20 protein-coding genes are annotated in these 22,351 nt (G+C 55.9%); 9 read left to right on the top strand and 11 right to left on the bottom strand.

All coding sequences use genetic code 11. The features are described from left to right. The 3 genes from PUP35_RS00840 to ghrB all read left to right on the top strand — a co-directional run bounded on the left by PUP35_RS00840 (position 1) and on the right by ghrB (position 3,338). A complete protein-coding gene (locus PUP35_RS00840) occupies positions 1-939 on the top strand; it encodes a sugar kinase (protein ID WP_274241649.1) in 939 nt (312 codons plus the stop codon). A 117-nt stretch (positions 940-1,056) separates the two neighbouring features. Beyond that, positions 1,057-2,337, top strand: coding sequence for an MFS transporter (locus PUP35_RS00835; RefSeq protein ID WP_274241648.1), 1,281 nt, complete (start codon positions 1,057-1,059; stop codon positions 2,335-2,337). Between the two features lie 26 nt (positions 2,338-2,363). Beyond that, on the top strand, positions 2,364-3,338 hold the full coding sequence (gene ghrB, locus PUP35_RS00830) for a glyoxylate/hydroxypyruvate reductase GhrB (protein ID WP_115876665.1): 975 nt from the start codon (positions 2,364-2,366) through the stop codon (positions 3,336-3,338). Positions 3,339-3,396: 58 nt separating this feature from the next. On the opposite strand, the gene cspE is transcribed toward ghrB, so the two are convergent. Then, positions 3,397-3,609, bottom strand: a complete 213-nt coding sequence (gene cspE / locus PUP35_RS00825) for a transcription antiterminator/RNA stability regulator CspE (protein ID WP_003860775.1) — start codon at positions 3,607-3,609, stop codon at positions 3,397-3,399. A gap of 247 nt (positions 3,610-3,856) precedes the next feature. Then, positions 3,857-4,567, bottom strand: coding sequence for a DUF3053 domain-containing protein (locus PUP35_RS00820; RefSeq protein WP_014882044.1), 711 nt, complete (start codon positions 4,565-4,567; stop codon positions 3,857-3,859). 331 nt (positions 4,568-4,898) lie between these two features. Here PUP35_RS00820 and PUP35_RS00815 point away from each other — a divergent pair, with 331 nt between their 5' ends. Further along, positions 4,899-5,186, top strand: coding sequence for an HTH-type transcriptional regulator (locus PUP35_RS00815; RefSeq protein ID WP_111964342.1), 288 nt, complete (start codon positions 4,899-4,901; stop codon positions 5,184-5,186). Between the two features lie 39 nt (positions 5,187-5,225). Here the strand turns inward: PUP35_RS00815 and PUP35_RS00810 are convergent, their stop codons facing one another. The 4 genes from PUP35_RS00810 to PUP35_RS00795 form a co-directional block, all read right to left on the bottom strand. Then, positions 5,226-6,845 (bottom strand): ABC-F family ATP-binding cassette domain-containing protein, encoded by a 1,620-nt coding sequence (locus tag PUP35_RS00810; RefSeq protein ID WP_274241646.1) that lies wholly within the window; start codon positions 6,843-6,845, stop codon positions 5,226-5,228. Positions 6,846-7,074: 229 nt separating this feature from the next. Further along, on the bottom strand, positions 7,075-9,144 hold the full coding sequence (glyS, locus tag PUP35_RS00805; protein WP_045907867.1) for a glycine--tRNA ligase subunit beta: 2,070 nt from the start codon (positions 9,142-9,144) through the stop codon (positions 7,075-7,077). Positions 9,145-9,153: 9 nt separating this feature from the next. Next, positions 9,154-10,065: a glycine--tRNA ligase subunit alpha gene (gene glyQ, locus PUP35_RS00800; protein ID WP_003860141.1), complete on the bottom strand. Its 912-nt coding sequence runs from the start codon at positions 10,063-10,065 to the stop codon at positions 9,154-9,156. A 160-nt stretch (positions 10,066-10,225) separates the two neighbouring features. Then, positions 10,226-10,531, bottom strand: coding sequence for a YsaB family lipoprotein (locus PUP35_RS00795; RefSeq protein WP_024909071.1), 306 nt, complete (start codon positions 10,529-10,531; stop codon positions 10,226-10,228). Between the two features lie 182 nt (positions 10,532-10,713). Here PUP35_RS00795 and PUP35_RS00790 point away from each other — a divergent pair, with 182 nt between their 5' ends. Beyond that, positions 10,714-11,709, top strand: a complete 996-nt coding sequence (locus PUP35_RS00790; protein WP_271369159.1) for an acyltransferase — start codon at positions 10,714-10,716, stop codon at positions 11,707-11,709. Here the strand turns inward: PUP35_RS00790 and PUP35_RS00785 are convergent. The 4 genes from PUP35_RS00785 to xylA all read right to left on the bottom strand — a co-directional run bounded on the left by PUP35_RS00785 (position 11,702) and on the right by xylA (position 16,103). Continuing rightward, positions 11,702-12,622, bottom strand: a complete 921-nt coding sequence (locus PUP35_RS00785; protein WP_274241642.1) for a GlxA family transcriptional regulator — start codon at positions 12,620-12,622, stop codon at positions 11,702-11,704. The two genes, PUP35_RS00790 and PUP35_RS00785, sit on opposite strands and share 8 nt — an antisense overlap. Beyond that, positions 12,622-13,161, bottom strand: a complete 540-nt coding sequence (locus PUP35_RS00780) for an isochorismatase family protein (RefSeq protein WP_274241640.1) — start codon at positions 13,159-13,161, stop codon at positions 12,622-12,624. The genes PUP35_RS00785 and PUP35_RS00780 overlap by 1 nt, the downstream gene beginning before the upstream one ends. A gap of 103 nt (positions 13,162-13,264) precedes the next feature. Further along, on the bottom strand, positions 13,265-14,719 hold the full coding sequence (gene xylB / locus PUP35_RS00775; protein ID WP_274241638.1) for a xylulokinase: 1,455 nt from the start codon (positions 14,717-14,719) through the stop codon (positions 13,265-13,267). 61 nt (positions 14,720-14,780) lie between these two features. After that, positions 14,781-16,103, bottom strand: a complete 1,323-nt coding sequence (gene xylA, locus PUP35_RS00770; protein WP_274243366.1) for a xylose isomerase — start codon at positions 16,101-16,103, stop codon at positions 14,781-14,783. Between the two features lie 371 nt (positions 16,104-16,474). Between xylA and xylF the strand changes: the two genes are divergently transcribed. The 4 genes from xylF to xylR all read left to right on the top strand — a co-directional run bounded on the left by xylF (position 16,475) and on the right by xylR (position 21,452). Further along, positions 16,475-17,467, top strand: a complete 993-nt coding sequence (xylF, locus tag PUP35_RS00765) for a D-xylose ABC transporter substrate-binding protein (protein WP_111964335.1) — start codon at positions 16,475-16,477, stop codon at positions 17,465-17,467. A gap of 72 nt (positions 17,468-17,539) precedes the next feature. After that, complete coding sequence (locus PUP35_RS00760; RefSeq protein ID WP_115876672.1) at positions 17,540-19,081, top strand: xylose ABC transporter ATP-binding protein; 1,542 nt, start codon at positions 17,540-17,542, stop codon at positions 19,079-19,081. Continuing rightward, positions 19,059-20,240 carry a xylose ABC transporter permease XylH gene (gene xylH, locus PUP35_RS00755; RefSeq protein ID WP_252093552.1) on the top strand — a complete coding sequence of 394 codons (1,182 nt, stop codon included), beginning with the start codon at positions 19,059-19,061 and terminating at the stop codon, positions 20,238-20,240. The genes PUP35_RS00760 and xylH overlap by 23 nt, the downstream gene beginning before the upstream one ends. Before the next feature lie 33 nt (positions 20,241-20,273). Further along, positions 20,274-21,452 carry a D-xylose utilization transcriptional activator XylR gene (gene xylR / locus PUP35_RS00750; RefSeq protein ID WP_021242460.1) on the top strand — a complete coding sequence of 393 codons (1,179 nt, stop codon included), beginning with the start codon at positions 20,274-20,276 and terminating at the stop codon, positions 21,450-21,452. Between the two features lie 39 nt (positions 21,453-21,491). Here the strand turns inward: xylR and PUP35_RS00745 are convergent, their stop codons facing one another. Further along, the gene (locus tag PUP35_RS00745) at positions 21,492-22,316 is read right to left on the bottom strand and encodes a protein bax (RefSeq protein WP_111964332.1); all 825 of its coding nucleotides are present in this window, start codon (positions 22,314-22,316) and stop codon (positions 21,492-21,494) included. Positions 22,317-22,351: the final 35 nt, after the last annotated feature.

The raw sequence follows: 22,351 nt of genomic DNA, 5'->3' as shown, positions 1-22,351 counted from the left end.
ATGCACAAGACGCTGGATGTCATCACGATCGGCGAGGCCATGGCGATGTTTGTCGCCACCGAAACGGGCGAGCTGAGCGCGGTAGAGCACTTTATTAAACGCGTCGCAGGCGCTGAACTCAACGTCGCAACCGGCCTGGCGCGTCTTGGCCTGAACGTGGGCTGGGTCAGCCGCGTGGGGGATGACAGCTTTGGCCATTTCGTTCTCGATTCGCTGAAAAAAGAGGGGATTGATGCCGCAGGCGTCACCCTCGACGGACGCTTCCCTACCGGCTTTCAGCTTAAATCTAAGGTCGAAAATGGAACCGATCCCATCGTGGAGTATTTCCGAAAAGGATCGGCCGCAAGCCACCTGTCTGTCGCGGATTACCACACAGATTACTTTGCCTCCGCGCGCCATCTGCACCTGAGCGGCGTGGCGGCCGCGCTGTCTGCCAGCTCGTATGAGCTGCTGGATCATGCGGCAGCCACCCTGAAAGCCCAGGGGAAAACCATATCGTTCGACCCCAACCTGCGCCCGGTGCTGTGGAAAAGCGAAGCGGAAATGGTGGAGAAACTGAACCGTCTGGCGTTCAGGGCGGACTGGGTTCTGCCAGGCCTGAAAGAAGGGATGATCCTCACCGGCGAAAGCACGCCGGAAGGCATTGCCGATTTCTATCTGAATAAAGGGGTAAAAGCGGTGGTGCTGAAAACCGGTGCTGATGGCGCATGGTTTAAAACGGCCGACGGCGAACAGGGCGCGGTCGCGGCGGTGAAGGTCGAGAACGTAGTCGACACCGTCGGCGCGGGCGACGGCTTTGCCGTGGGCGTGATTAGCGCACTGCTGGAAGGCAAAACGCTGCCGCAGGCCGTCACGCGAGGCAACAAGATTGGCTCGCTGGCCATTCAGGTGCAGGGCGACAGCGAAGGATTACCAACGCGAGCACAGCTCGGCGTTTAAATTCCCTCTCCCTGTGGGAGAGGGCCAGGGTGAGGGCAGCAAGCCGCACCAAATAATTAAGCCACCGTGTACCCTACAGACAACGGCGGTAACAACCTCAACAACAGAGGCAAGCCTATGAACAGTTCGACCAATGCAGTAAAACGCTGGTGGTACATCATGCCAATCGTGTTTATCACGTACAGCCTGGCGTACCTTGACCGTGCCAACTTCAGCTTCGCGTCTGCGGCAGGGATCACAGAGGACCTTGGCATCACCAAAGGTATCTCCTCCCTGCTGGGTGCCCTTTTCTTCCTGGGCTACTTCTTCTTCCAGATCCCCGGCGCGATTTATGCGGAACGCCGCAGCGTGCGTAAGCTGATCTTCATCTGTCTGATCCTGTGGGGCGCCTGCGCGTCACTGACCGGCATGGTGAACAATATTCCTGCCCTGGCCGCCATTCGCTTTATCCTCGGCGTCGTTGAGGCGGCGGTTATGCCGGCGATGCTGATCTACATCAGCAACTGGTTTACCAAATCTGAACGCTCGCGCGCGAATACCTTCCTTATCCTCGGTAACCCGGTAACGGTACTGTGGATGTCAGTGGTGTCCGGCTACCTGATCCAGTCCTTCGGCTGGCGCGAAATGTTTATCATTGAAGGGGTGCCGGCGATTATCTGGGCCTTCTGCTGGTGGGTGCTGGTGAAAGATAAACCAGCCCAGGCGAAATGGCTTTCTGAAGATGAGAAAGCGGCGCTGCAGGCGCAGCTGGACAAAGAACAGCAGGGCCTGAAGGCGGTACGTAACTACGGCGAAGCCTTCCGCTCGCGAAACGTGCTCCTGCTCTGCGCGCAGTATTTTACCTGGAGCATTGGCGTGTACGGCTTTGTGCTGTGGCTGCCGTCCATTATTCGCAGCGGCGGCGAGAACCTCGGCATGGTCGAAGTAGGCTGGCTGTCATCCGTACCATATCTGGCGGCAACCATCGCCATGATCGTCGTCTCCTGGGCATCGGACAAGCTGCAGAACCGTAAATTGTTTGTCTGGCCGCTGCTGCTGATTGCTGCCTTCGCCTTTATTGGCTCCTGGGCCGTGGGCGCAAACCATTTCTGGGCCTCTTACACCCTGCTGGTGATTGCCGGTGCGGCCATGTACGCCCCTTACGGACCGTTCTTTGCCATCATCCCGGAGATGCTCCCGCGTAACGTTGCGGGTGGCGCAATGGCGTTAATTAACAGCATGGGTGCGCTGGGCTCGTTCTGCGGCTCCTGGTTCGTCGGCTACCTGAACGGTGCCACCGGCAGCCCGTCCGCATCGTACATCTTTATGGGGGTGGCGCTTTTCGCCTCCGTGTGGCTTACTCTGATTGTTAAGCCTGCTAATAATCAACAACACCATGTCGGCGCTCGCCACGCCTGAATCCTTAAAAATCAACGGAGATTAGCATGAAGCCGTCCGTCATTTTGTATAAAGCACTGCCGGAAGATCTGCAGAAACGCCTTGAAGAACACTTCACCGTCACGCAGGTGAAGAACCTGAGCCCGGAAACCGTGGCACAGCACGCCGACGCGTTCGCCAGCGCCGAAGGCCTGCTGGGTTCAAGCGAGAAAGTGGATGTCGCCCTGCTGGAAAAAATGCCGAAGCTTCGTGCTACCTCAACCGTTTCCGTGGGTTACGACAACTTCGACGTGGATGCCCTTAACGCCCGCAAGATCCTGCTGATGCATACCCCACATGCCCTGACGGAAACCGTGGCCGATACGCTGATGGCGCTGATGCTCACCACGGCCCGTCGCGTGGTGGAAGTAGCTGAGCGCGTCAAAGCGGGCGAATGGACAAAAAGCATTGGTCCGGACTGGTTCGGCGTGGACGTTCACGGCAAGACGCTGGGCATTGTCGGTATGGGTCGTATCGGGCTGGCGCTGGCGCAGCGCGCGCATTTTGGTTTTAACATGCCGATTCTGTATAACGCGCGTCGCCATCACGGTGAAGCCGAAGAACGCTTCAACGCTCGTTACTGCGAGCTGGATACCCTGCTGCAGGAAGCCGATTTTGTCTGCCTGGTTCTGCCGCTCACGAACGAAACCCGTCATCTGATTGGCAAAGAGGCGTTTGAAAAAATGAAGACGTCAGCCATTTTCATCAACGCGGGTCGTGGTCCGGTGGTGGATGAGAAGGCGCTGATTGAGGCCCTTAAAAACGGTCAGATCCATGCAGCAGGTCTGGACGTGTTTGAGCAGGAGCCGCTGCCGGTGGATTCGCCGCTGCTTTCGCTGCCTAACGTGGTTGCCCTGCCCCACATCGGTTCAGCCACCCATGAGACGCGCTACAATATGGCGGCCACGGCGGTCGATAATCTAATTGCCGCCCTTAGCGGAAAGGTGGAGATAAACTGCGTGAACCCGCAGGTGCAACGGTAGAAACGAAAAAACCCGCCAGAAGGCGGGTTTTTAAATTTTTTGCTACTGGGTTGGAAGCTTACAGGCTTACAACGTTACCAGCTGCTGGGCCTTTAGCGCCGCTTTCGATGGTGAAGGACACTTTCTGACCTTCGTCCAGAGATTTGTAGCCATCGTTCTGGATAGCAGAGAAGTGTACGAACACGTCTTTAGAGCCATCGTCAGGAGTGATGAAGCCGAAACCTTTATCAGCGTTGAACCATTTTACCAGACCAGTCATTTTAGCAGACATAGAAATTACCTTATTAACAAATATATTGTGCCTTCCGGCTTGATGGATTGCGTTACAGATTTTTAAGCGATGAAGGAAGGGTCACTACGAAGGGTATCTATGGATAACAATCTGGACTGCTTTACTAAACTGCTTTAGGTCTGTGTAACAAACCGACGGGAATAGTTATACCGATGTGGTAGAGGAATGACAAGCGTTATTTTCGACAGGCATAAAAAAACCCCGCCAGAAGCGGGGGTTTTTCGGTTTATTCTGTGGCAGTGACTGCCGCACTCCAGGCCTGGCTAAAGGCCTGATGCTGGGAGGCCAGCGGCCCAATCAGCGTATTATACTGGCTTGCCTGCTGCGAGGTCGGGAACTGAATACCGTTGGCAACAAAGCTCACCTGCGTATCCTGCTGGGCGATAAAGTCACCCACCTGAACCAGTTGCTGCGTGAAGATTTGCGCAGCCGGAATCAGCGGTTGCAGCGCTTCAGAAGGCTTGGTCACCACTTTCTCATACACTTTGTCGAAGACCGGTTTAAGATCGTCACCTTGCTTGAGCGCAGAACGTGACGCGTCAGCCTGCATTTTCGCATTTTGCAACTGCTGGCTCAGCACGCCAAGCGCACCGTTGGACTGGCGCAGCGGTTCACGCTGCGTCACATAATCCTGTGGAACGCGGATGGCGTTCACGCTATCCACTACCGGGCGGATACCGGAATCCATCGCCTGGCTCACCTGCTGTGAATAACCATAAAGAATGGCGTAATCGGACACGAAGGGACCAAACTGTTTTTTCTGATCCGCAGTCAGCGTCGGCAACCGCTCCCCGCTGCGCATCACTGTATTCTGCAGAAAATCGATAAACGCTTTGCGCTGATCGCCTTCTTTATCAAAACACCCACTCAGGCTAACAACCATCAACAACGCCGCAATAGGCGCAAACCAGCGAGAGCAGGACTTTCCTGTCGCCATTTTATTACTCCTTTCACCCAAAAAAGCGCACACCGGCACACGCGTGCCCGACGCTGACAAGGATAGTCCAGGTCAGCCTTGCAAGATACTCTTTTCATGCAAAACGGCTATTGCCGATTTATTTCTTATCATTTACAAAAAAATACCTGGCGAAGCCGACCTATGACTAATCAGGGAATTAGCATAACTATCCATATTGCTGAATCGGATACAGCGATCGTTACCGCACAATTAATCACACCCGTGACGATCCTGGGTTGGTATTAGGGACTATTCTTAACTGGCTCTCTGATGTTCTTGATCACGATGTGAGATTTAAGAGGAGTCCTCAATGGAATATAAAGATCCTGAGTTTGAACTGCTGAGCAGTCTGGAACAGATCATTTTTAAAGATGTACCGCAGATGATTACCCTGCAACAAAAATCCAATCCCTTTACAGAATATGAGCAATTGCGCAAAGGGACAGGACTGAAAACCGAAGAATTCGCCAGAGCGATGGGTGTCAGCGTGGCTATGGTGCAGGAGTGGGAGTCAAAACGTGAGAAACCCACCCCAACCGAGTTACGGCTGATGCGCCTGATTCAGGCCAACCCTGCACTCAGCAAACAGATAGCGTAGTGAAGATTGAATGCCCCCGCCTTTGCGGGGGCTTGTGTTTTACAGGCTATCACAACGCCAACCCACCTCTTCCCATACCAGCTCATGCGTTAACGCCAGGCCTCTTAAAAAAACCTCATCGTGTGATACCACCAGCAGAGCCCCAGGGAAACCGGCCAGCGCCGCTTCAATGGCCTGGACTGAAGCCAGATCCAGATGGTTGGTCGGTTCATCCAGCAGAAGAAGCTGCGTGGCCTCCGCACGCCACAGCACGCAGGCCAGGGCAGCCTTAAGACACTCGCCGCCGCTGAGCTCCGCCAATGGGAGCTTCACTTTGTCGGCCCCCAGTTGAAGCTGTGCTAAACGGGTTCGCAATACCCCCTCTTCCAGAGGGGTATGACTCAAATTGAGATGCGTCATGACCGACTGCGTGAGATCGAGTTGCGACAGATGCTGGTCGAGATAAGCACAGCTGACGGATACCTTACAGGCACCCGAACGGGGAGTAACCTCGCCGAGGATGGTTTTTAACAACGTCGATTTCCCACAGCCGTTCGGTCCCTTTAACGCCACGCGCATCGGTCCGTCCATACGCCATGTGATGGGTGGGACAGGCACATGCGGCAACACCAGATCCTCCAGAACCAGTACCTGTTTCCCTTCCGGGACCTGACTTCCCGGCAGGGTGAACATGACCGGGTTATCTTCTTCAACGCGTTCACGCGCCTTGTTTACCGCGGCGTTCAGGGCTTCATTTTGCTCGCTGTGCTGTTTTTTCCATGAGCCGATCCGCTCCTTTGCCGCGCCTTTGTATTTGACACGCTCAAACGATGCGATATTCAGGGTATCGACGGTGCGTAACGTCTTTGCCGACCGCCGCTGGCTGTCATCATGCTCTTTTTGCATGCGCGCGCGGGTGCGTTTGCGCTCGGTTGCCGCATGTTCGAGCGCCGCGCGGGCAGCCTGCTGTTCGGCATCGCGCTGGGCTTGATAATCCGCATAATTTCCGCCGTAGCTGCGCAGACCCGAGGCGCTCAGCTCAAGAATACGCGGCACCTGCTCCAGAAGTTCGCGGTCATGAGAGGCCACCAGCACACCGCCCTGATAGCGACTCAACTGGTCGTAGAACCACGCCCGACCTTGTCGATCCAGATGGTTAGTCGGTTCGTCCAGCAGCATGAAATCCGCTTCAGCCGTAAACGCGCCGCACAGCAGGGCGCGGATGCGCTCGCCGCCGCTGAGTTCCAGGGCAGGCTTATCCGGATCAAACGCCGGGAGCTTCGCATTGATAAACGCCTCGCTCAGTCGCTCGGCTACATCCCAGTAGCCGTCGAGCAACGCCAGATCGTCAGGCTGGTAATCACCGCTGTCGATGCGCTTACGCGCAGTAAAAATCGCGTCATATCCGAGAAGTTCAGCCAGCGTCGTCTGCGAAGAAATAACGTGCTGCTGCGCCACAAAGACATGCGAGCCAAAGCGTTCAATATGACCGGTAGCCGGTTCGTCCAGCCCCGCCAGCAGACGCAGCAGACGCGTTTTTCCGCTGCCGTTGCGGCCAACCAGCGCGCACAGAGAGGGTTCCAGCGTGAGATTCAGCGGGCCAAAAAGGGTATCGCCCGTCGGAAACTGGCAGGTAACCTGATGCAGAATAAAAGAAGGGGACTGCGCAAAATGAGCCATAAGCACTCCTGAATGAAATCAAAACATCCCCTGCCGACGCGGTGGCGTTTAGCAAGGATCGAAATTCATCAGTCGTGTTTGTTCATTTTTGGGGGGCACTCCAGCGCGAGAAAGTTAACGTGGATAAGGATAGCGGTAATGTGTTGACGGTTTCAAGGTTAAATTTTCAGCAACACATCATAAAAAAACCCGCCGAAGCGGGTTTTTAGCATTTGTATCAACGGGCACATTACTGCAGCAGCGAAATATCCGCTACGCGCAGGAACAGCTCACGCAGTTTTTCGAGCATAGAGAGACGGTTAATACGCAGCTCTTTATCTTCTACGTTCACCATCACTTTCTCGAAGAAGGCGTCAATGACGTCACGCAGCTCGGCCAGCTCCACCAGCGCTTCCTGGTAACGACCTTCCGCGAAGACCGGCTCGAGCTTGTCGCGCAGCACCACAACCTGCATCGCCAGGGCGATCTCTTCCGGCTCCTTCAGCGTCGCGGCGTTCACACGCTCGTTCAGCGTCTCGTCGGATTTCGCCAGAATGTTGGATACACGCTTGTTGGCCGCCGCCAGAGCAGATGCCGCTTCCAGCGTACGGAAGTGGGAAACCGCCTTCATACGCGCATCGAAATCAGCCGGACGGGTCGGACGACGCGCCAGCACCGCCTGAATGGTGTCGACGGTGTAACCTTCATCCTGATACCAGGCGCGGAAACGACCGAGCATAAAGTCGATCACGTCATCCACCACGTTCGCGTTGGTCAGCTTGTCGCCGTACAGACGCACCGCTTCTTCGGTCAGGGTCTGCAGATCCAGGTTCAGGTTCTTCTCAACGATGATACGCAGCACGCCGAGCGCGGCACGACGCAGCGCAAACGGATCTTTGTCGCCTTTTGGATGCTGACCGATACCGAAGATACCCGCCAGGGTGTCCATCTTATCGGCGATCGCCACGGCACAGGCAACCGGGTTGGACGGCAGTTCGTCACCCGCAAAGCGCGGCTGATACTGCTCGTTCAGGGCCACGGCCACGTCTTCCGCTTCGCCATCGTGACGCGCGTAGTGCATGCCCATCACGCCCTGGGTGTCGGTAAATTCGAACACCATGTTGGTCATCAGGTCGCATTTAGACAGCAGGCCAGCACGGGTTGCGTGGTTGACGTCCGCACCGATTTCACGGGCAATCCAGCCGGACAGCTCCGCGATACGGTCGGTCTTGTCGCGCAGCGTACCCAGTTGCTGCTGGAACAACACGGTCTGCAGGCGTGGAAGATGATCTTCCAGACGCTTTTTACGGTCGGTATTGAAGAAGAACTCGGCATCGGCCAGACGTGGACGCACGACCTTCTCGTTACCAGAGATAATCTGGATCGGATCTTTCGATTCGATGTTTGCCACGAAGATGAAGTTTGGCAGCAGCTTGCCGTCGTTGGCATAGACCGGGAAGTACTTCTGGTCACCCTTCATGGTGTACACCAGCGCTTCAGCCGGAACGGCCAGGAATTTCTCTTCAAACTTCGCGGTCAGCACAACCGGCCATTCCACCAGCGAGGTCACTTCTTCCAGCAGGCTGTCGCTCAGATCGGCTTTACCGCCAATCTTGCGCGCCGCGTCTTCCGCGTCCGCTTTGATTTTGGCTTTACGCTGTTCGTAGTCAGCAATGACCTTGCCGCGCTCCAGCAGGATCTGCGGGTACTGGTCGGCATTGTCGATGGTGAACTCTGGCTCGCCCATAAAGCGGTGGCCGCGGATCACGCGATCGGACGCCACGCCCAGAATGGTAGCCGGAATAACGGTGTCGCCCAGCAGCAGGGTCACGGTGTGAACCGGACGCACAAAGTGCACATCAGACGCGCCCCAGCGCATCAGCTTAGGAATAGGCAGCTTCGCCAGAGACGTGGCAATCATGTCCGGCAGCAGCGCTTCCGCGCTTTCGCCTTTCACATGGGCACGATACAGCAGCCATTCGCCTTTATCCGTGGTCAGACGCTCGGCCTGATCGACGGTGATGCCGCAGCCGCGCGCCCAGCCTTCCGCCGCTTTGCTCGGCTTGCCTTCCGCGTCAAACGCCTGAGCAATCGCCGGGCCACGTTTTTCGACTTCGCGATCTGGCTGAGACGCCGCCAGGTTTGCCACTTTCAGCGCCAGACGGCGCGGGGCAGCAAACCACTCAATTTTACCGTGCGCCAGGCCAGCGTTATCCAGCTCGGCGGTCACGTTCGCAGCAAAAGATTCAGCCAGGCTGCGCAGGGCTTTTGGTGGCAGCTCTTCGGTGCCAATTTCCACCAGGAAAGTTTTCTCAGACATGGCCGCCTCTTATTTGTTTCGGTTGCACATCGGGAAGCCAAGGGCTTCACGGGACGCGTAGTAAGCTTCTGCAACGGCTTTGGTCAGGGTACGAATACGCAGAATGTAGCGCTGACGTTCAGTCACGGAGATGGCTTTGCGGGCGTCCAGCAGGTTGAAGCTGTGGGCGGCCTTCAGAATACGCTCGTAGGCAGGCAGCGGCAGCGGAGTCTCCAGCGCCAGCAGCTGCTGCGCTTCTTTCTCGTACTGCTCGAAGCAGGTGAACAGGAAGTCCACGTCCGCGTATTCGAAGTTATAGGTGGATTGCTCCACTTCGTTCTGATGGAACACGTCGCCGTAGGTGGTTTTACCCAGCGGGCCGTCGCTCCAGACCAGGTCGTAAACGCTGTCTACGCCCTGAATGTACATCGCCAGACGTTCCAGACCGTAGGTGATTTCACCGGTGATCGGCTTACATTCCAGACCCCCCACCTGCTGGAAGTAAGTGAACTGGGTCACTTCCATACCGTTAAGCCACACTTCCCAACCCAGACCCCAGGCACCCAGCGTTGGGTTCTCCCAGTTATCTTCCACGAAACGGATGTCGTGGATGGTTGGATCCATACCCAGCTCTTTCAGCGACCCGAGGTACAGTTCCTGAATGTTGTCGGGTGATGGCTTAATCACCACCTGGAACTGATAGTAATGTTGCAGACGGTTCGGGTTCTCACCGTAACGACCATCGGTCGGACGACGGGAAGGCTGCACATACGCGGTCGCCATTGGCTCTGGCCCCAACGCACGCAGACTGGTCATCGGGTGTGAAGTGCCGGCGCCGACTTCCATGTCCAAAGGTTGAACAATGGTACAGCCCTGACGAGCCCAGTAATCCTGTAAGGTCAGGATCAGGCCCTGGAAGGTCTTGGTATCAAACTTTTGCATAGTATTTCGTGCTGGATACGTGTGGTTTTAAATGGAAGCGACCAGTATACCCGCTGGCTGCAAGATATACAGTACGAAACGGGGTTGTTTAGGGAAAATTGGGAAATAAGCATTCACGCCAGGGCGCTGCCGGCTTCTGGCTGTTGATTATGCGAGCAGGCTAGCGCATGGAGAGGTGTAAAAACTGACCGTCCGCATCAAACGAGCAGACAAAGCCCTCTTTGCGCGACGTATGGCCCCGTAGCTCGTAGCTTCCCTGAAAACGCTCGAACCCGGTGACATCAATTTTTTGAACGTCCGAGTTATAGCGCCGAGCGGCCCGATCTTTACAGAGTGCTTCCATATTCAGCGAACGTTCCGGGCTCATTTTACCCTGCTGCGCTTTTTGCACGGGTGCTTCTTGCGGCGCACTGCATCCCGCCAGGATCAACAGCAGAAAGAGTGACGCCACACGCTTCATCATCATTTTTATTACCGTCCCGGTCAGCGGCTGTTATTTTTAGTATCAACACTTTTATAGATTAAGGACTGCCATTCTGCGAATCTCGCGGTCTCCCGGCAAGCCTGCGCATAAAACTCAGAATTTTCCAAACGAAGACTTTTGGACAATGGGAGTCACACTCAATTTACAGGGAATACGAGGAACTGATGCCGTCAAAAATTAACTGGATTGATAACCTGCGAGGAATAGCGTGTCTGATGGTGGTCATGATCCACACGACGACCTGGTACGTCACGAATGCCCACAGCATCAGCCCCGTTAACTGGGATATCGCCAATATTCTCAACTCTGCGTCACGCGTCAGCGTGCCGCTGTTCTTTATGATTTCCGGCTTTCTCTTTTTTGGCGAGCGCAGCGCGCAGCCAAGGCACTTCATCCGCATCGCAGCCTGCCTGGGGTTTTACAGCGCCGTTGCCCTGCTCTATATCACCCTATTTACCTCAATAAACGCCGGACTATCGCTGAAATACGTGCTGCAAAAACCGGTGTTCTACCACCTGTGGTTCTTCTTCGCCATTATCGTTATCTATCTGGTCTCCCCGCTCATTCAGGTGAAAAACGTCAGCGGGAAAATGCTCCTGGCCCTGATGGTGGTGATTGGCATCATCGCCAACCCGAATACGGTTTCGCAGAAAATCGACGGGTTTGAGTGGCTGCCGGTGAACCTCTATATCAACGGCGATACCTTTTACTACGTGCTTTACGGCATGCTGGGGCGCGCCATCGGGATGATGGACACGCAAAAACGCGGGCTGAACTGGCTCTGCGGGGCGCTGTTTATCGCTGGCGTGGCGGTGATTTCACGTGGGACGCTGTACGAGCTGCAGTGGCGCGGCAATTTTGCCGATACCTGGTATCTCTACTGCGGGCCGATGGTCTTTATCTGTGCCGTATCGCTGCTCACGCTCGCCAAAAACACCCTGAATGCGCGTCCCCTTCCCGTACTGAGCGTCATTTCACGACACTCTCTCGGGATTTACGGTTTTCACGCGCTGGTGATCCACGCGCTGCGCACGAGAGGCGTTGAGCTAAAAAGCTGGCCGGTACTGGATATGGTCTGGATTTTTGCCGCGACCCTGGCGATCAGCCTGCTGCTGTCGATGCTGCTGCAAAAAATAGACGTTCGCCGCTTCGTCAGCTAACGCTGCGCTGCCGGGCGCGATGGTACTGGCGCGGGGAGGAAAACCCTGCCGCCAGCGAAGCCTGCTCCACGCCGCGCCCCTGCAATAGCCACTGTTCCGCCACCGCCAGACGCAGCTGCTCCAGATAATCGCGAACGCTAATGCCTAAATGAGTCTGGAAAAGCCGGGTGAGATGGCGCGGGCTGACGTGCGCCAGCGCGGCGATGTCAGGCAAGCGCCACGCTTTTTGCGGCTCGGCGGTGAGCGCATCCTGCGCCCGATGGATCGCCGGATGAAGATGATTGCGGTAGCGCAGCCACGGGGATAGCTGGGGATCGTCACCGGAACGGCGGAACCAGACCACCATCTCACGCGCCACACACAGCGCCTTTTCGGGACCGCACAGGCGGTTAATCATATGCAGCGCCAGATCGATGCCCGACGTGATCCCCGCGCTGGTCCAGATGTTCTCGTCCTGCACAAAGATGCGGTTTTCTTTAATCGTCGCCGAGGGGGCTGCGGTGCGTAAACGGCTGATAACGTCATGGTGGGTTGTACACTGCCGGTTGTTCAGCAGACCCGATTTCGCCGCCAGCAGCGCCCCTGAACAGACGCACATCACCGTGATATCCCGGCGCTGAATGGCCGGCTGCAGGCGCATCAGCCAGTGCTGTATCCGTAACGCCTGTGGTGTCGAAAACTGAGCGCGGGAGTCACTCACGCCGGGCAATACCAGCAGGCTCCCCTCTGGAAGACGTTCCGGCAGCGGCTGAATGCCGCTCATCGTCAGGCCTATCGACGTCGGAACGTCCGGTTGCGGGCCAATGTAATGCAGACGAAACGCGTCGCCAGCCAGCACAAAGGTCTCTGCCGGGCCCGTCATATCTAATGACAGCACCCCGGGCAACATGACGAACCAGACGTCGATGCTCATTACAGTGACTCCAGCGTCTCCGCTACCGTTTTAATTTCGGCAAAACGCCCGGACAGTACCGTTTCGGTACGGTGGCGAATTTCCGCTGCGCTAAGGGTTATCCCTTTGTACGTCATGGGAAACGTCAGCGTCGCCTCGCTTACAAAGGTCACAGCATAACCCAGATCGGATGCCACCCGGGCGGTGGTTTCACAGCATTGTTCAGTGCGAATGCCGCAGATAATCAGCTGGTTGATATCACGCTCGCGCAGCCAGCGGTCAAGCCCGGTATCCGTGAAGGCATTATGGACGTGTTTCTGGAAAACCACATCCGGCTGATGACGCAAAAAGGCCATCGGTTTGACATAGCCGCTTTCCAGGGTGAAAGGACCGTCTTCATCCACATGAAAAATATCAACGACCAGAATATTGCGCGCCTGGCAGCCTTCAATCAGCCCCAGCATCGCCTGCTGAAAGGCAGGAATGTCGTCCTCCTGCCAGTAATTGCGATGATGGAACGACTGCTGAGTATCAATATTGATGAGTGCAATGCGTGACATGGTGGATCTCCTCGCCGGTGGGTGTAACACCATACTGGCAAGGAAAGGAAGGCACGCACAGACCAAAAAAGGACATCCTCGTGCCTCTCCCGGACAAGCGTATTTACGACATCAGCGGCAGCAGCTGCTGGTAGATTTTACGGAATACCGCGCGCCTTTCCGCGTACCGCGCATGGTTTACCGCGTTCGGGAAATGCGCCTGCTCAAGGGTAAGCTGCGGCAGCAGTTGTGAAAGCGGTTGTTCCGGATGAATGGCTATCTGCGCCAGACGCGCGGCGCCGAGCGCGGGGCCAACATCCCCTCCCGTGCGGAAATCCAGCTGCAACCCGCTGATATCCGACAGCATTTGTCGCCAGTAAGGGCTTCGCGCACCTCCTCCAATCAGGGTGACGCTCGTCGGTTTCAGGCCGCAGTCGTGCACCACGTCCATCCCGTCGGCCAGCGCATAGCCCACCCCTTCCAGAACTGCACGCGCCAGTTCTGCCGGACCATGCTGATGGGTTAAGCCAAAAAACACCCCTTTCGCTTCCGGGTTGTTGTGCGGCGTACGTTCGCCGGAAAGATACGGTAAAAACCAGACGGTACCGGCATTTTCATCCGCCTGCTGTGCTGCGGCAATCAACGCAGGAACATCGGCCATCCCGGTCAACTTCGCCGCCCAGTCCAGGCAGGACGCAGCGCTCAGCATCACCGACATCAAATGCCATTTCCCAGGAAGTGCATGACAGAAACTGTGCACCGCGCTTTCGGGATTGCTGCGATAGCCGTCACTGACGGCAAAATAGACGCCAGACGTTCCCAGCGACAGCATCGCCTGACCCGCCTCAACCATGCCGACGCCCACGGCACCCGCGGCATTGTCACCGCCCCCGGCAACCACCGGTACGGCAGGCATATTCCAGCGTTCCGCAACGTCCGGCAGCAACGTGCCTGTTACCTCGCTACCTTCGAACAGCCCGGGCATGTGTTCCCGGGTTAGATGGCAAGCATCCAGCATCGCCTCGCTCCAGTCACGTTTCGCCACGTCGAGCCACATCGTGCCGGCGGCATCGGACATGTCGGAGGCGAAATCGCCCGTCATACGAAAGCGCAGATAGTCTTTCGGTAGCAGGACTTTCGCCACCTGCCGGAAAATCTCCGGCTCGTGTCGCTGCACCCACAGCAGCTTGGGCGCGGTAAAGCCGGGCATCATCAGGTTGCCGGTGATCGCGCGGGAAGTGGGTACACGCGCCTCGAGAAGCGCACACTCTTCTGCACAGCGGCCATCGTTCCAGAGAATGGCGGGTCGCAACACGCGATGCTCGCTGTCCAGCAAGGTTGCACCGTGCATTTGCCCGGCAATCCCCAGCGCTTTCACGTCACGCAGAGAATGCTGTTCACCTAACCCCTTGATTGCACGATCCGTTGCCTGCCACCACTGCTCCGGGTCCTGTTCCGACCACAGCGGATGCGGACGTGAAACCTGCAGCTTTTCAGTCTGCGTTGCTAACACCTCGCCCTGCTCGCTCAACAGGATGGCTTTCACACCCGATGTGCCCAGATCAATCCCGATATACATTGCGGTGACTCCTTTGACAGAAATGCCCGGTGGCGCTTCCGCGTACCGGGCCTGGATGCTGTTATTTATCGAACAGGTAGTGATTAACCAGATTTTCCAGCAGTTCCTGGTGCCCGCTCTGGTGCTGCGGCGCCAGCTGATGTTGTTCAGCGTACTTCGCGATGTCCGCAAGCGATAACTGCCCTTTCAAAATTTGCTGGCCCAGCTCACTGTTCCAGCCGCTGTAGCGCTTCGCCACGCGTTTATCCAGCTCGCCGTCTTCAATCATAAGTGCCGCCACTTTCAGCGCCAGCGCCATGGTGTCCATCGCGCCAATGTGGCCGTAGAACAGATCGTATTTGTCGGTGCTCTGGCGACGCACTTTGGCGTCAAAGTTCAGGCCACCGGTGGTGAAACCGCCCGCTTTGACGATCTCGTACATCACCAGCGCATTCTCTTCCACGCTGTTCGGGAACTGATCGGTGTCCCAGCCCAGCTGCGGGTCGCCGCGGTTCGCATCGACCGAGCCGAAGATGCCCAGCGCAATCGCAGACGCGATCTCGTGGTGGAAAGAGTGGCCCGCCAGCGTGGCGTGGTTGGCCTCAATGTTCACTTTGATCTCTTTTTCCAGACCGAACTGCTTCAGGAAGCCATACACCGTCGCCACGTCGTAGTCATACTGATGCTTCGTTGGTTCCTGCGGCTTCGGCTCAATCAACAGCGTGCCGCGGAAGCCAATTTTGTGCTTGTGGTCGACAACCATCTGCATAAAGCGGCCAATCTGCTCGCGCTCCTGACGCAGATCGGTGTTGAGCAGGGTTTCATAGCCTTCACGGCCACCCCACAGGACATAGTTCTCGCCACCCAGCTGATGCGTGGCGTTCATTGCCGTCACAACCTGCGTGGCCGCCCAGCTAAACACTTCCGGGTCCGGGTTGGTTGCCGCACCCGCGCCGTAGCGTGGGTTAGTGAAGCAGTTTGCCGTGCCCCAGAGCAGCTTTACGCCGCTTTGCTGCTGTTTTGCTGCCAGTACATCCACCATCTGTGCAAAGTTGTTCAGATACTCTTTCAGCGATGCGCCTTCCGGCGACACATCGACGTCATGGAAGCAGTAGTACGGCACGTTCAGTTTGTGGAAGAACTCAAACGCAACGTCGGCTTTGCGCTTTGCCAGTTCGATGGCCTCACCCGGCTGCTGCCATGGGCGATCAAAGGAGCCCACGCCGAACATATCGGCGCCATTCCAGCAGAAGGTATGCCAGTAACAGGCGGCAAAGCGCAGATGATCTTCCATGCGCTTACCCAGCACCAGCTCATCCGGGTTGTAGTGACGAAATGCTAAAGGATTGGTCGTTTTCGGGCCTTCGTAACGAACACGATCGAGTTGGTCGAAATAAGCTTGCATATTGAGCTCCATAATCAGGGTATGCGGCGAGTCGTTGATACAGGAGTAATAGTGAATAGACATTTTGGGTTGCTCAATTACGTTATTTCACACTGCTATTGAGAGAATGCACAACTGTGCGCTGGCTCGCAAAATAATGCGCAGACAAACTATTTTTCGGCGCATATTCCAGAATCAAATGTAATTAAGAGGTTACGTATTTTAAAATCCGATCGCGGTCATAAATTCAGAAATAAACCAAATATCATAATGCGAAGATAAAAATCTGTAATTGCCAGCCCGCCTTTCCGCGTTAAAAATTTGCTGCGTCCCAGCAGTGAATGTTTCTTTTATCTCAGCAACATATACCCCTACAAAAAGGCCTAATAATTATGAAGATAAAGAACCTGACTCTAACGCTCTGCACTACGCTCCTCCTTGCAAGCTTTGCAGGACATGCCAAAGAGGTCAAAATTGGCATGGCGATTGACGACCTGCGCCTGGAGCGCTGGCAAAAAGATCGCGATATTTTTGTTAAAAAAGCAGAATCCCTCGGCGCCAGCGTGTTTGTTCAGTCGGCTAACGGCAACGAAGAAACACAAATGTCGCAGATTGAGAATATGATTAACCGTGGCGTCGATGTGCTGGTCATTATCCCCTATAACGGCCAGGTATTAAGTAACGTGGTGAAAGAAGCCAAACAGGAAGGCATTAAAGTCCTGGCCTATGACCGCATGATTAATAATGCGGACATTGATTATTATATTTCGTTCGACAATGAAAAAGTCGGGGAATTACAGGCGCAAAGCCTGATCGACAAAGTGCCTCAGGGCAATTATTTCCTGATGGGCGGCTCGCCGGTGGATAACAACGCCAAGCTGTTCCGCGAAGGGCAAATGAAAGTCCTTAAGCCGTACATCGACAACGGGAAAATTAAAGTGGTCGGCGATCAGTGGGCCGACGGCTGGCTGCCAGAAAACGCGCTGAAGATTATGGAAAACGCGCTGACGGCCAACAACAACAAAATTGATGCGGTTGTGGCCTCCAACGATGCCACCGCAGGCGGTGCTATCCAGGCCCTGAGTGCACAGGGGCTGGCCGGTAAAGTCGCCATTTCAGGACAGGATGCCGATCTGGCTGGCGTAAAACGCATCATCGCAGGCACCCAAACCATGACGGTCTACAAACCGATTACCGAGCTTGCCAATACGGCGGCGGAAATCGCCGTGGAACTGGGCAATGGCAAGCAGCCTAAAGCAGACGCAACGCTAAATAACGGGCTGAAAGACGTTCCGGCTCGCCTGCTCACCCCTATTGAAGTCAATAAAGAGAACATTGACGCCACCGTCATTAAAGACGGCTTCCACAAGAAGAGCGAACTGTAATCCGGCGCGTCCCCTGCTTTGCGGGGGCGCATCACGTTGTACTGTTCTTCCCTCGGGTTATGTGGAGCAGTTATGCCTTATTTACTTGAAATGAAAAGCATCACCAAGCGCTTCGGCACGGTGAAAGCCGTCGATAACGTCAGCCTCCGGTTGAACCCCGGCGAAGTGGTTTCGCTGTGTGGCGAGAACGGCTCGGGCAAGTCGACGCTGATGAAAGTGCTGTGCGGGATCTACCCGCACGGCAGCTACGAAGGCGAAATCGTCTTTGCCGGTGAAGTTATCCAGGCGACACACATTCGTGATACCGAACGTAAAGGCATCGCCATCATCCACCAGGAGCTGGCGCTGGTGAAGCATCTCACCGTGCTGGAGAACATTTTCCTCGGGGCCGAAATTTCCCGCCACGGCGTGCTGGATTACGACACCATGACGCTCCGCTGTGAAAAGCTGCTGGCGCAGGTGAGCCTCAGCATTTCACCGGATACCCGCGTGGGCGACCTGGGCCTTGGGCAACAGCAGTTGGTCGAAATAGCGAAAGCGCTCAATAAACAGGTCAGGCTGCTGATCCTCGATGAGCCTACAGCCTCGCTCACCGAACAGGAAACCGCGGTTCTGCTCAATATCATCCGCGATCTGCAAAACCACGGCATCGCCTGCATCTACATTTCACACAAGCTGAACGAGGTTAAAGCCATTTCGGATACCATCTGCGTGATCCGCGACGGGCAGCACATCGGCACGCGTGAAGCCGCCGGGATGAGCGAAGATGACATCATCACCATGATGGTAGGGCGCGAGCTGACGGCGCTCTACCCGAATGAGCCTCACACCAAAGGTGATGAAGTGCTGCGCGTGGAAAACCTGACCGCGTGGCACCCCGTTAACCGCCATATCAGGCGCGTCAATAACGTCTCGTTTTCTCTGCACAGCGGCGAAATTCTTGGTATTGCCGGGTTAGTCGGCGCCGGCCGCACGGAGGCCGTACAGTGTCTCTTTGGCGTGTGGCCGGGGCGCTGGGAGGGCACGATTTATATCGACGGTCAGCCGGTGAAAATTGACAACTGCCAGCAGGCGATCGCCCGCGGCATTGCCATGGTGCCGGAAGATCGTAAAAAAGACGGCATCGTGCCGGTCATGGCGGTGGGGAAAAACATTACGCTGGCGGCGCTCGATCGCTTCTCCGGCGCGCTGAGCAGCCTGGACGATGCCGCAGAGCAACAGTGCATCCTCCAGTCACTCGCCCGTCTGAAGGTCAAAACATCCTCTCCGGAACTGGCGATTGGTCGCCTGAGCGGCGGCAACCAGCAAAAAGCCATTCTGGCGCGCTGCCTGCTGCTTAATCCACGCATATTAATCCTTGATGAACCGACGCGCGGGATTGATATCGGTGCCAAATATGAAATCTACAAACTGATTAATCAGCTTGTACAGCAAGGGATTGCCGTCATTGTCATTTCGTCTGAGTTACCCGAAGTGCTCGGTCTGAGCGACCGCGTGCTGGTCATGCATGAGGGGAAACTGAAAGCCAACCTGATTAACCAGAACCTGACGCAGGAGCAGGTGATGGAAGCCGCTTTAAGGAGCGAACGTCATGTCGAAAAGCAATCCGTCTGAGATCAAAGTCGCCGTTCCGACGCCCAGTGCGTTCGCAGGGCTAAAAGCGCTGAACCTGCAGGTCTTCGTAATGATCGCGGCCATTATCGTCATCATGCTGTTCTTTACCTGGATGACCGATGGCTCGTACTTAAGCGCGCGAAACGTCTCCAACCTGCTCCGCCAGACCGCCATCACCGGCATCCTGGCCGTGGGCATGGTGTTCGTGATTATCTCCGCGGAGATCGATCTGTCGGTCGGGTCGATGATGGGACTTCTCGGCGGCGTGGCGGCGATTTTTGACGTATGGCTCGGCTGGCCTCTGCCGCTGACCGTAGCGGTCACGCTGGTGCTGGGTCTGGTTCTGGGAGCCTGGAACGGCTGGTGGGTAGCCTATCGTAAAGTGCCGTCGTTCATTGTCACCCTGGCGGGGATGCTGGCCTTCCGCGGGATCTTAATCGGCATCACTAACGGCACCACCGTCTCCCCGACCAGTGCAGCCATGTCGCAGATTGGCCAGAGTTACCTCTCAGATAGCGTGGGCTTTTCCATCGGCGTGGTGGGATTGCTGGCGTTTGTCGCATGGCAGTGGCGTGGACGCATGCGCCGTCAGGCGTTGGGTCTCGCTTCTCCGGCGTCAACGTCGGTGGTGGGGCGTCAGGCGCTCACGGCGGTCATTGTGCTGGGCGCCATCTGGCTTTTAAACGACTACCGCGGTGTCCCGACACCCGTCCTGCTGCTGGCACTTTTACTGTTGGGCGGTATGTTTATGGCGACGCGCACCGCGTTTGGCCGCCGTATTTATGCCATTGGCGGCAACCTTGAGGCTGCTCGGCTTTCGGGTATTAACGTCGAACGCACCAAACTCGCGGTCTTCGCCATTAACGGCCTGATGGTCGCTATCGCCGGGCTGATCCTCAGCTCAAGACTGGGCGCCGGCTCTCCCTCCGCCGGTAACATCGCCGAGCTGGATGCTATCGCCGCCTGCGTCATTGGCGGTACCAGCCTCGCAGGGGGTATCGGTAGCGTGGCAGGCGCGGTCATGGGGGCATTTATTATGGCGTCGCTGGATAACGGGATGAGTATGATGGACGTCCCGACGTTTTGGCAGTATATCGTCAAGGGGGCAATTCTTTTACTGGCAGTCTGGATGGATTCGGCCACCAAGCGACGGGCCTGATAACGGTATTGTGACTTAATTAGGAAGTGAGCCATGTTTGAAAAGCGTCACCGCATTACGTTGTTATTCAATGCCAACAAAGCCTACGACCGCCAGGTGGTAGAAGGCGTGGGTGAATATTTGCAGGCGTCGCAATCCGAATGGGATATTTTTATTGAAGAAGATTTCCGCACCCGTCTGGAGAACATCAAAGACTGGCTGGGCGATGGCGTTATCGCCGACTATGACGACCCCGTCATCGAACAGCTGCTGACCGACGTCGACGTTCCGATTGTGGGCGTCGGCGGCTCCTACCATTCGCCCGAACACTATCCTCCGGTTCACTATATTGCCACCGATAACCATGCCCTGGTCGAGGCCGCGTTTCTCCATTTAAAAGAGAAAGGCGTCCACCGCTTTGCGTTTTACGGCCTACCCGCCACCAGCGGCAAGCGCTGGGCCGTTGAGCGTGAACACGCGTTTTGCCAGCTGGTCGCGCAGGAGAAGTATCGCGGCGTGGTCTATCAGGGGCTGGAAACCGCGCCGGAAAACTGGCAGCACGCGCAAAACCGCCTCGCTGACTGGCTGCAAACGCTGCCGCCGCAAACCGGTATCATTGCCGTGACGGACGCGCGTGCGCGCCACGTGCTGCAGGTCTGCGAACACTTACATATTCCGGTGCCCGAAAAGCTGTGCGTGATTGGCATTGATAATGAAGAACTGACCCGCTATCTGTCCCGCGTGGCGCTTTCCTCCGTTGCCCAGGGCACTCGTCAGATGGGCTATCAGGCGGCGAAGCTGCTGCATCGCCTGCTCGATAAAGAATCTCTGCCGCTTCAGCGCCTGCTGGTGCCTCCTGTTCGCGTCGTAGAACGTCGTTCAACCGATTATCGCTCCTTAAGCGACCCGGCCGTCATTCAGGCCATGCACTATATTCGCAACCACGCCTGCAAAGGGATTAAGGTGGATCAGGTGCTGGATTCGGTGGGTATTTCGCGTTCGAATCTGGAGAAGCGTTTTAAAGAAGAGGTGGGCGAAACTATTCATGCCGTCATCCATGCTGAAAAGCTGGAGAAAGCACGCAGCCTGCTCATCTCCACATCGCTGTCGATCAACGAAATCTCGCAGATGTGCGGTTACCCGTCGCTGCAATATTTTTATTCGGTGTTTCGCAAAGAGTATGACACCACGCCGAAAGAGTATCGGGATCGCCACAGCGAGGTGCTGATCTAGAAAAGAAAACGCCTTCCGGTGGAAGGCGTTTTTTTGAGATTACATATGGGCGGCGATTAAGCGCTGGTTATCCTGGTACATAGCAAACAGATAGTTGTTATAGCTCTGTCCCTTCGTCGAATACCCTTTCAGCTTGTGGATCATCGTACTGGCCGTCACTTCCTGGTCCGCTTTACGCAGCTGAGCGCGTGATTTCCGGAACGATGAGTAGGCCGGGTGCGTGTTCAGATTCACCACGTAGGCGCTAACGGAATCTTTCACGGATTCAAACTGCGAATAGCCTTTCACCTTGCCCGGCGCATTAGTACAACGGCCTTTCACGCATTTCATGCCGAAAAGGTTGTTGTTGCTACGCGCAAGCTTAGAAGTCCCCCAGCCGCTTTCGGCTGCAGCCATGGTCGCAACCATACTGCCTGGGATGATATCCACACGCTCAAGGAGAGCGTTCCACGGCACACGACGCGTGTTACCGTTCCAGCTCAGCTTGTAGCGCTTCGTGATATCCTTCAGACGCGCGCGCTCGGATGGCGACCAGCGGCTATCGTACTGTTTGGAAATCAGCCAGTTACGATCCGCAGTAATCGCGGCATTTTGACTCGTGATGTAAGGCATTACCGTCCGGAGAAACGCTTTTTTCCTTGGTGTTCCGGAAGGGTATTTTCGCAAATCAGGAAGTGAACTACTCTTTGCACTATTGCGAGAATACTCTTGTTTACTGCTAACCTTACTACTTGTCGTCTTTATTACGTGGGCTTTCTTACTCGTTGTATCCGTGTGCGTCTTCGCAAGCACCTCACCCGAAAATGCCGTGGTGAGTAACATGAGTATCGCAGCCCCATATCGTCGAATGGGAGTCGATATCATTAGGTCTCCTGGTCGGATGTAATCATCCTAACACC

Source organism: Enterobacter sp. S-33 (assembly GCF_028735835.1).
GTDB classification, from domain to species: Bacteria; Pseudomonadota; Gammaproteobacteria; order Enterobacterales; family Enterobacteriaceae; genus Enterobacter; species Enterobacter vonholyi.
Note: the sequence above shows the minus strand (reverse complement) of the source record. Positions and strands in the feature narration are given on the sequence as shown.

Excerpts from the sequence above, each read along its gene's own strand:
- PUP35_RS00840 (WP_274241649.1), top strand. The coding sequence starts at position 1 with ATGCACAAGACGCTGGATGTCATCACGATCGGCGAGGCCATGGCGATG.
- PUP35_RS00835 (WP_274241648.1), top strand. The coding sequence starts at position 1,057 with ATGAACAGTTCGACCAATGCAGTAAAACGCTGGTGGTACATCATGCCA.
- ghrB (WP_115876665.1), top strand. The coding sequence starts at position 2,364 with ATGAAGCCGTCCGTCATTTTGTATAAAGCACTGCCGGAAGATCTGCAG.
- cspE (WP_003860775.1), bottom strand. The coding sequence starts at position 3,609 with ATGTCTGCTAAAATGACTGGTCTGGTAAAATGGTTCAACGCTGATAAA.
- PUP35_RS00820 (WP_014882044.1), bottom strand. The coding sequence starts at position 4,567 with ATGGCGACAGGAAAGTCCTGCTCTCGCTGGTTTGCGCCTATTGCGGCG.
- PUP35_RS00815 (WP_111964342.1), top strand. The coding sequence starts at position 4,899 with ATGGAATATAAAGATCCTGAGTTTGAACTGCTGAGCAGTCTGGAACAG.
- PUP35_RS00810 (WP_274241646.1), bottom strand. The coding sequence starts at position 6,845 with ATGGCTCATTTTGCGCAGTCCCCTTCTTTTATTCTGCATCAGGTTACC.
- glyS (WP_045907867.1), bottom strand. The coding sequence starts at position 9,144 with ATGTCTGAGAAAACTTTCCTGGTGGAAATTGGCACCGAAGAGCTGCCA.
- glyQ (WP_003860141.1), bottom strand. The coding sequence starts at position 10,065 with ATGCAAAAGTTTGATACCAAGACCTTCCAGGGCCTGATCCTGACCTTA.
- PUP35_RS00795 (WP_024909071.1), bottom strand. The coding sequence starts at position 10,531 with ATGATGATGAAGCGTGTGGCGTCACTCTTTCTGCTGTTGATCCTGGCG.
- PUP35_RS00790 (WP_271369159.1), top strand. The coding sequence starts at position 10,714 with ATGCCGTCAAAAATTAACTGGATTGATAACCTGCGAGGAATAGCGTGT.
- PUP35_RS00785 (WP_274241642.1), bottom strand. The coding sequence starts at position 12,622 with ATGAGCATCGACGTCTGGTTCGTCATGTTGCCCGGGGTGCTGTCATTA.
- PUP35_RS00780 (WP_274241640.1), bottom strand. The coding sequence starts at position 13,161 with ATGTCACGCATTGCACTCATCAATATTGATACTCAGCAGTCGTTCCAT.
- xylB (WP_274241638.1), bottom strand. The coding sequence starts at position 14,719 with ATGTATATCGGGATTGATCTGGGCACATCGGGTGTGAAAGCCATCCTG.
- xylA (WP_274243366.1), bottom strand. The coding sequence starts at position 16,103 with ATGCAAGCTTATTTCGACCAACTCGATCGTGTTCGTTACGAAGGCCCG.
- xylF (WP_111964335.1), top strand. The coding sequence starts at position 16,475 with ATGAAGATAAAGAACCTGACTCTAACGCTCTGCACTACGCTCCTCCTT.
- PUP35_RS00760 (WP_115876672.1), top strand. The coding sequence starts at position 17,540 with ATGCCTTATTTACTTGAAATGAAAAGCATCACCAAGCGCTTCGGCACG.
- xylH (WP_252093552.1), top strand. The coding sequence starts at position 19,059 with ATGTCGAAAAGCAATCCGTCTGAGATCAAAGTCGCCGTTCCGACGCCC.
- xylR (WP_021242460.1), top strand. The coding sequence starts at position 20,274 with ATGTTTGAAAAGCGTCACCGCATTACGTTGTTATTCAATGCCAACAAA.
- PUP35_RS00745 (WP_111964332.1), bottom strand. The coding sequence starts at position 22,316 with ATGATATCGACTCCCATTCGACGATATGGGGCTGCGATACTCATGTTA.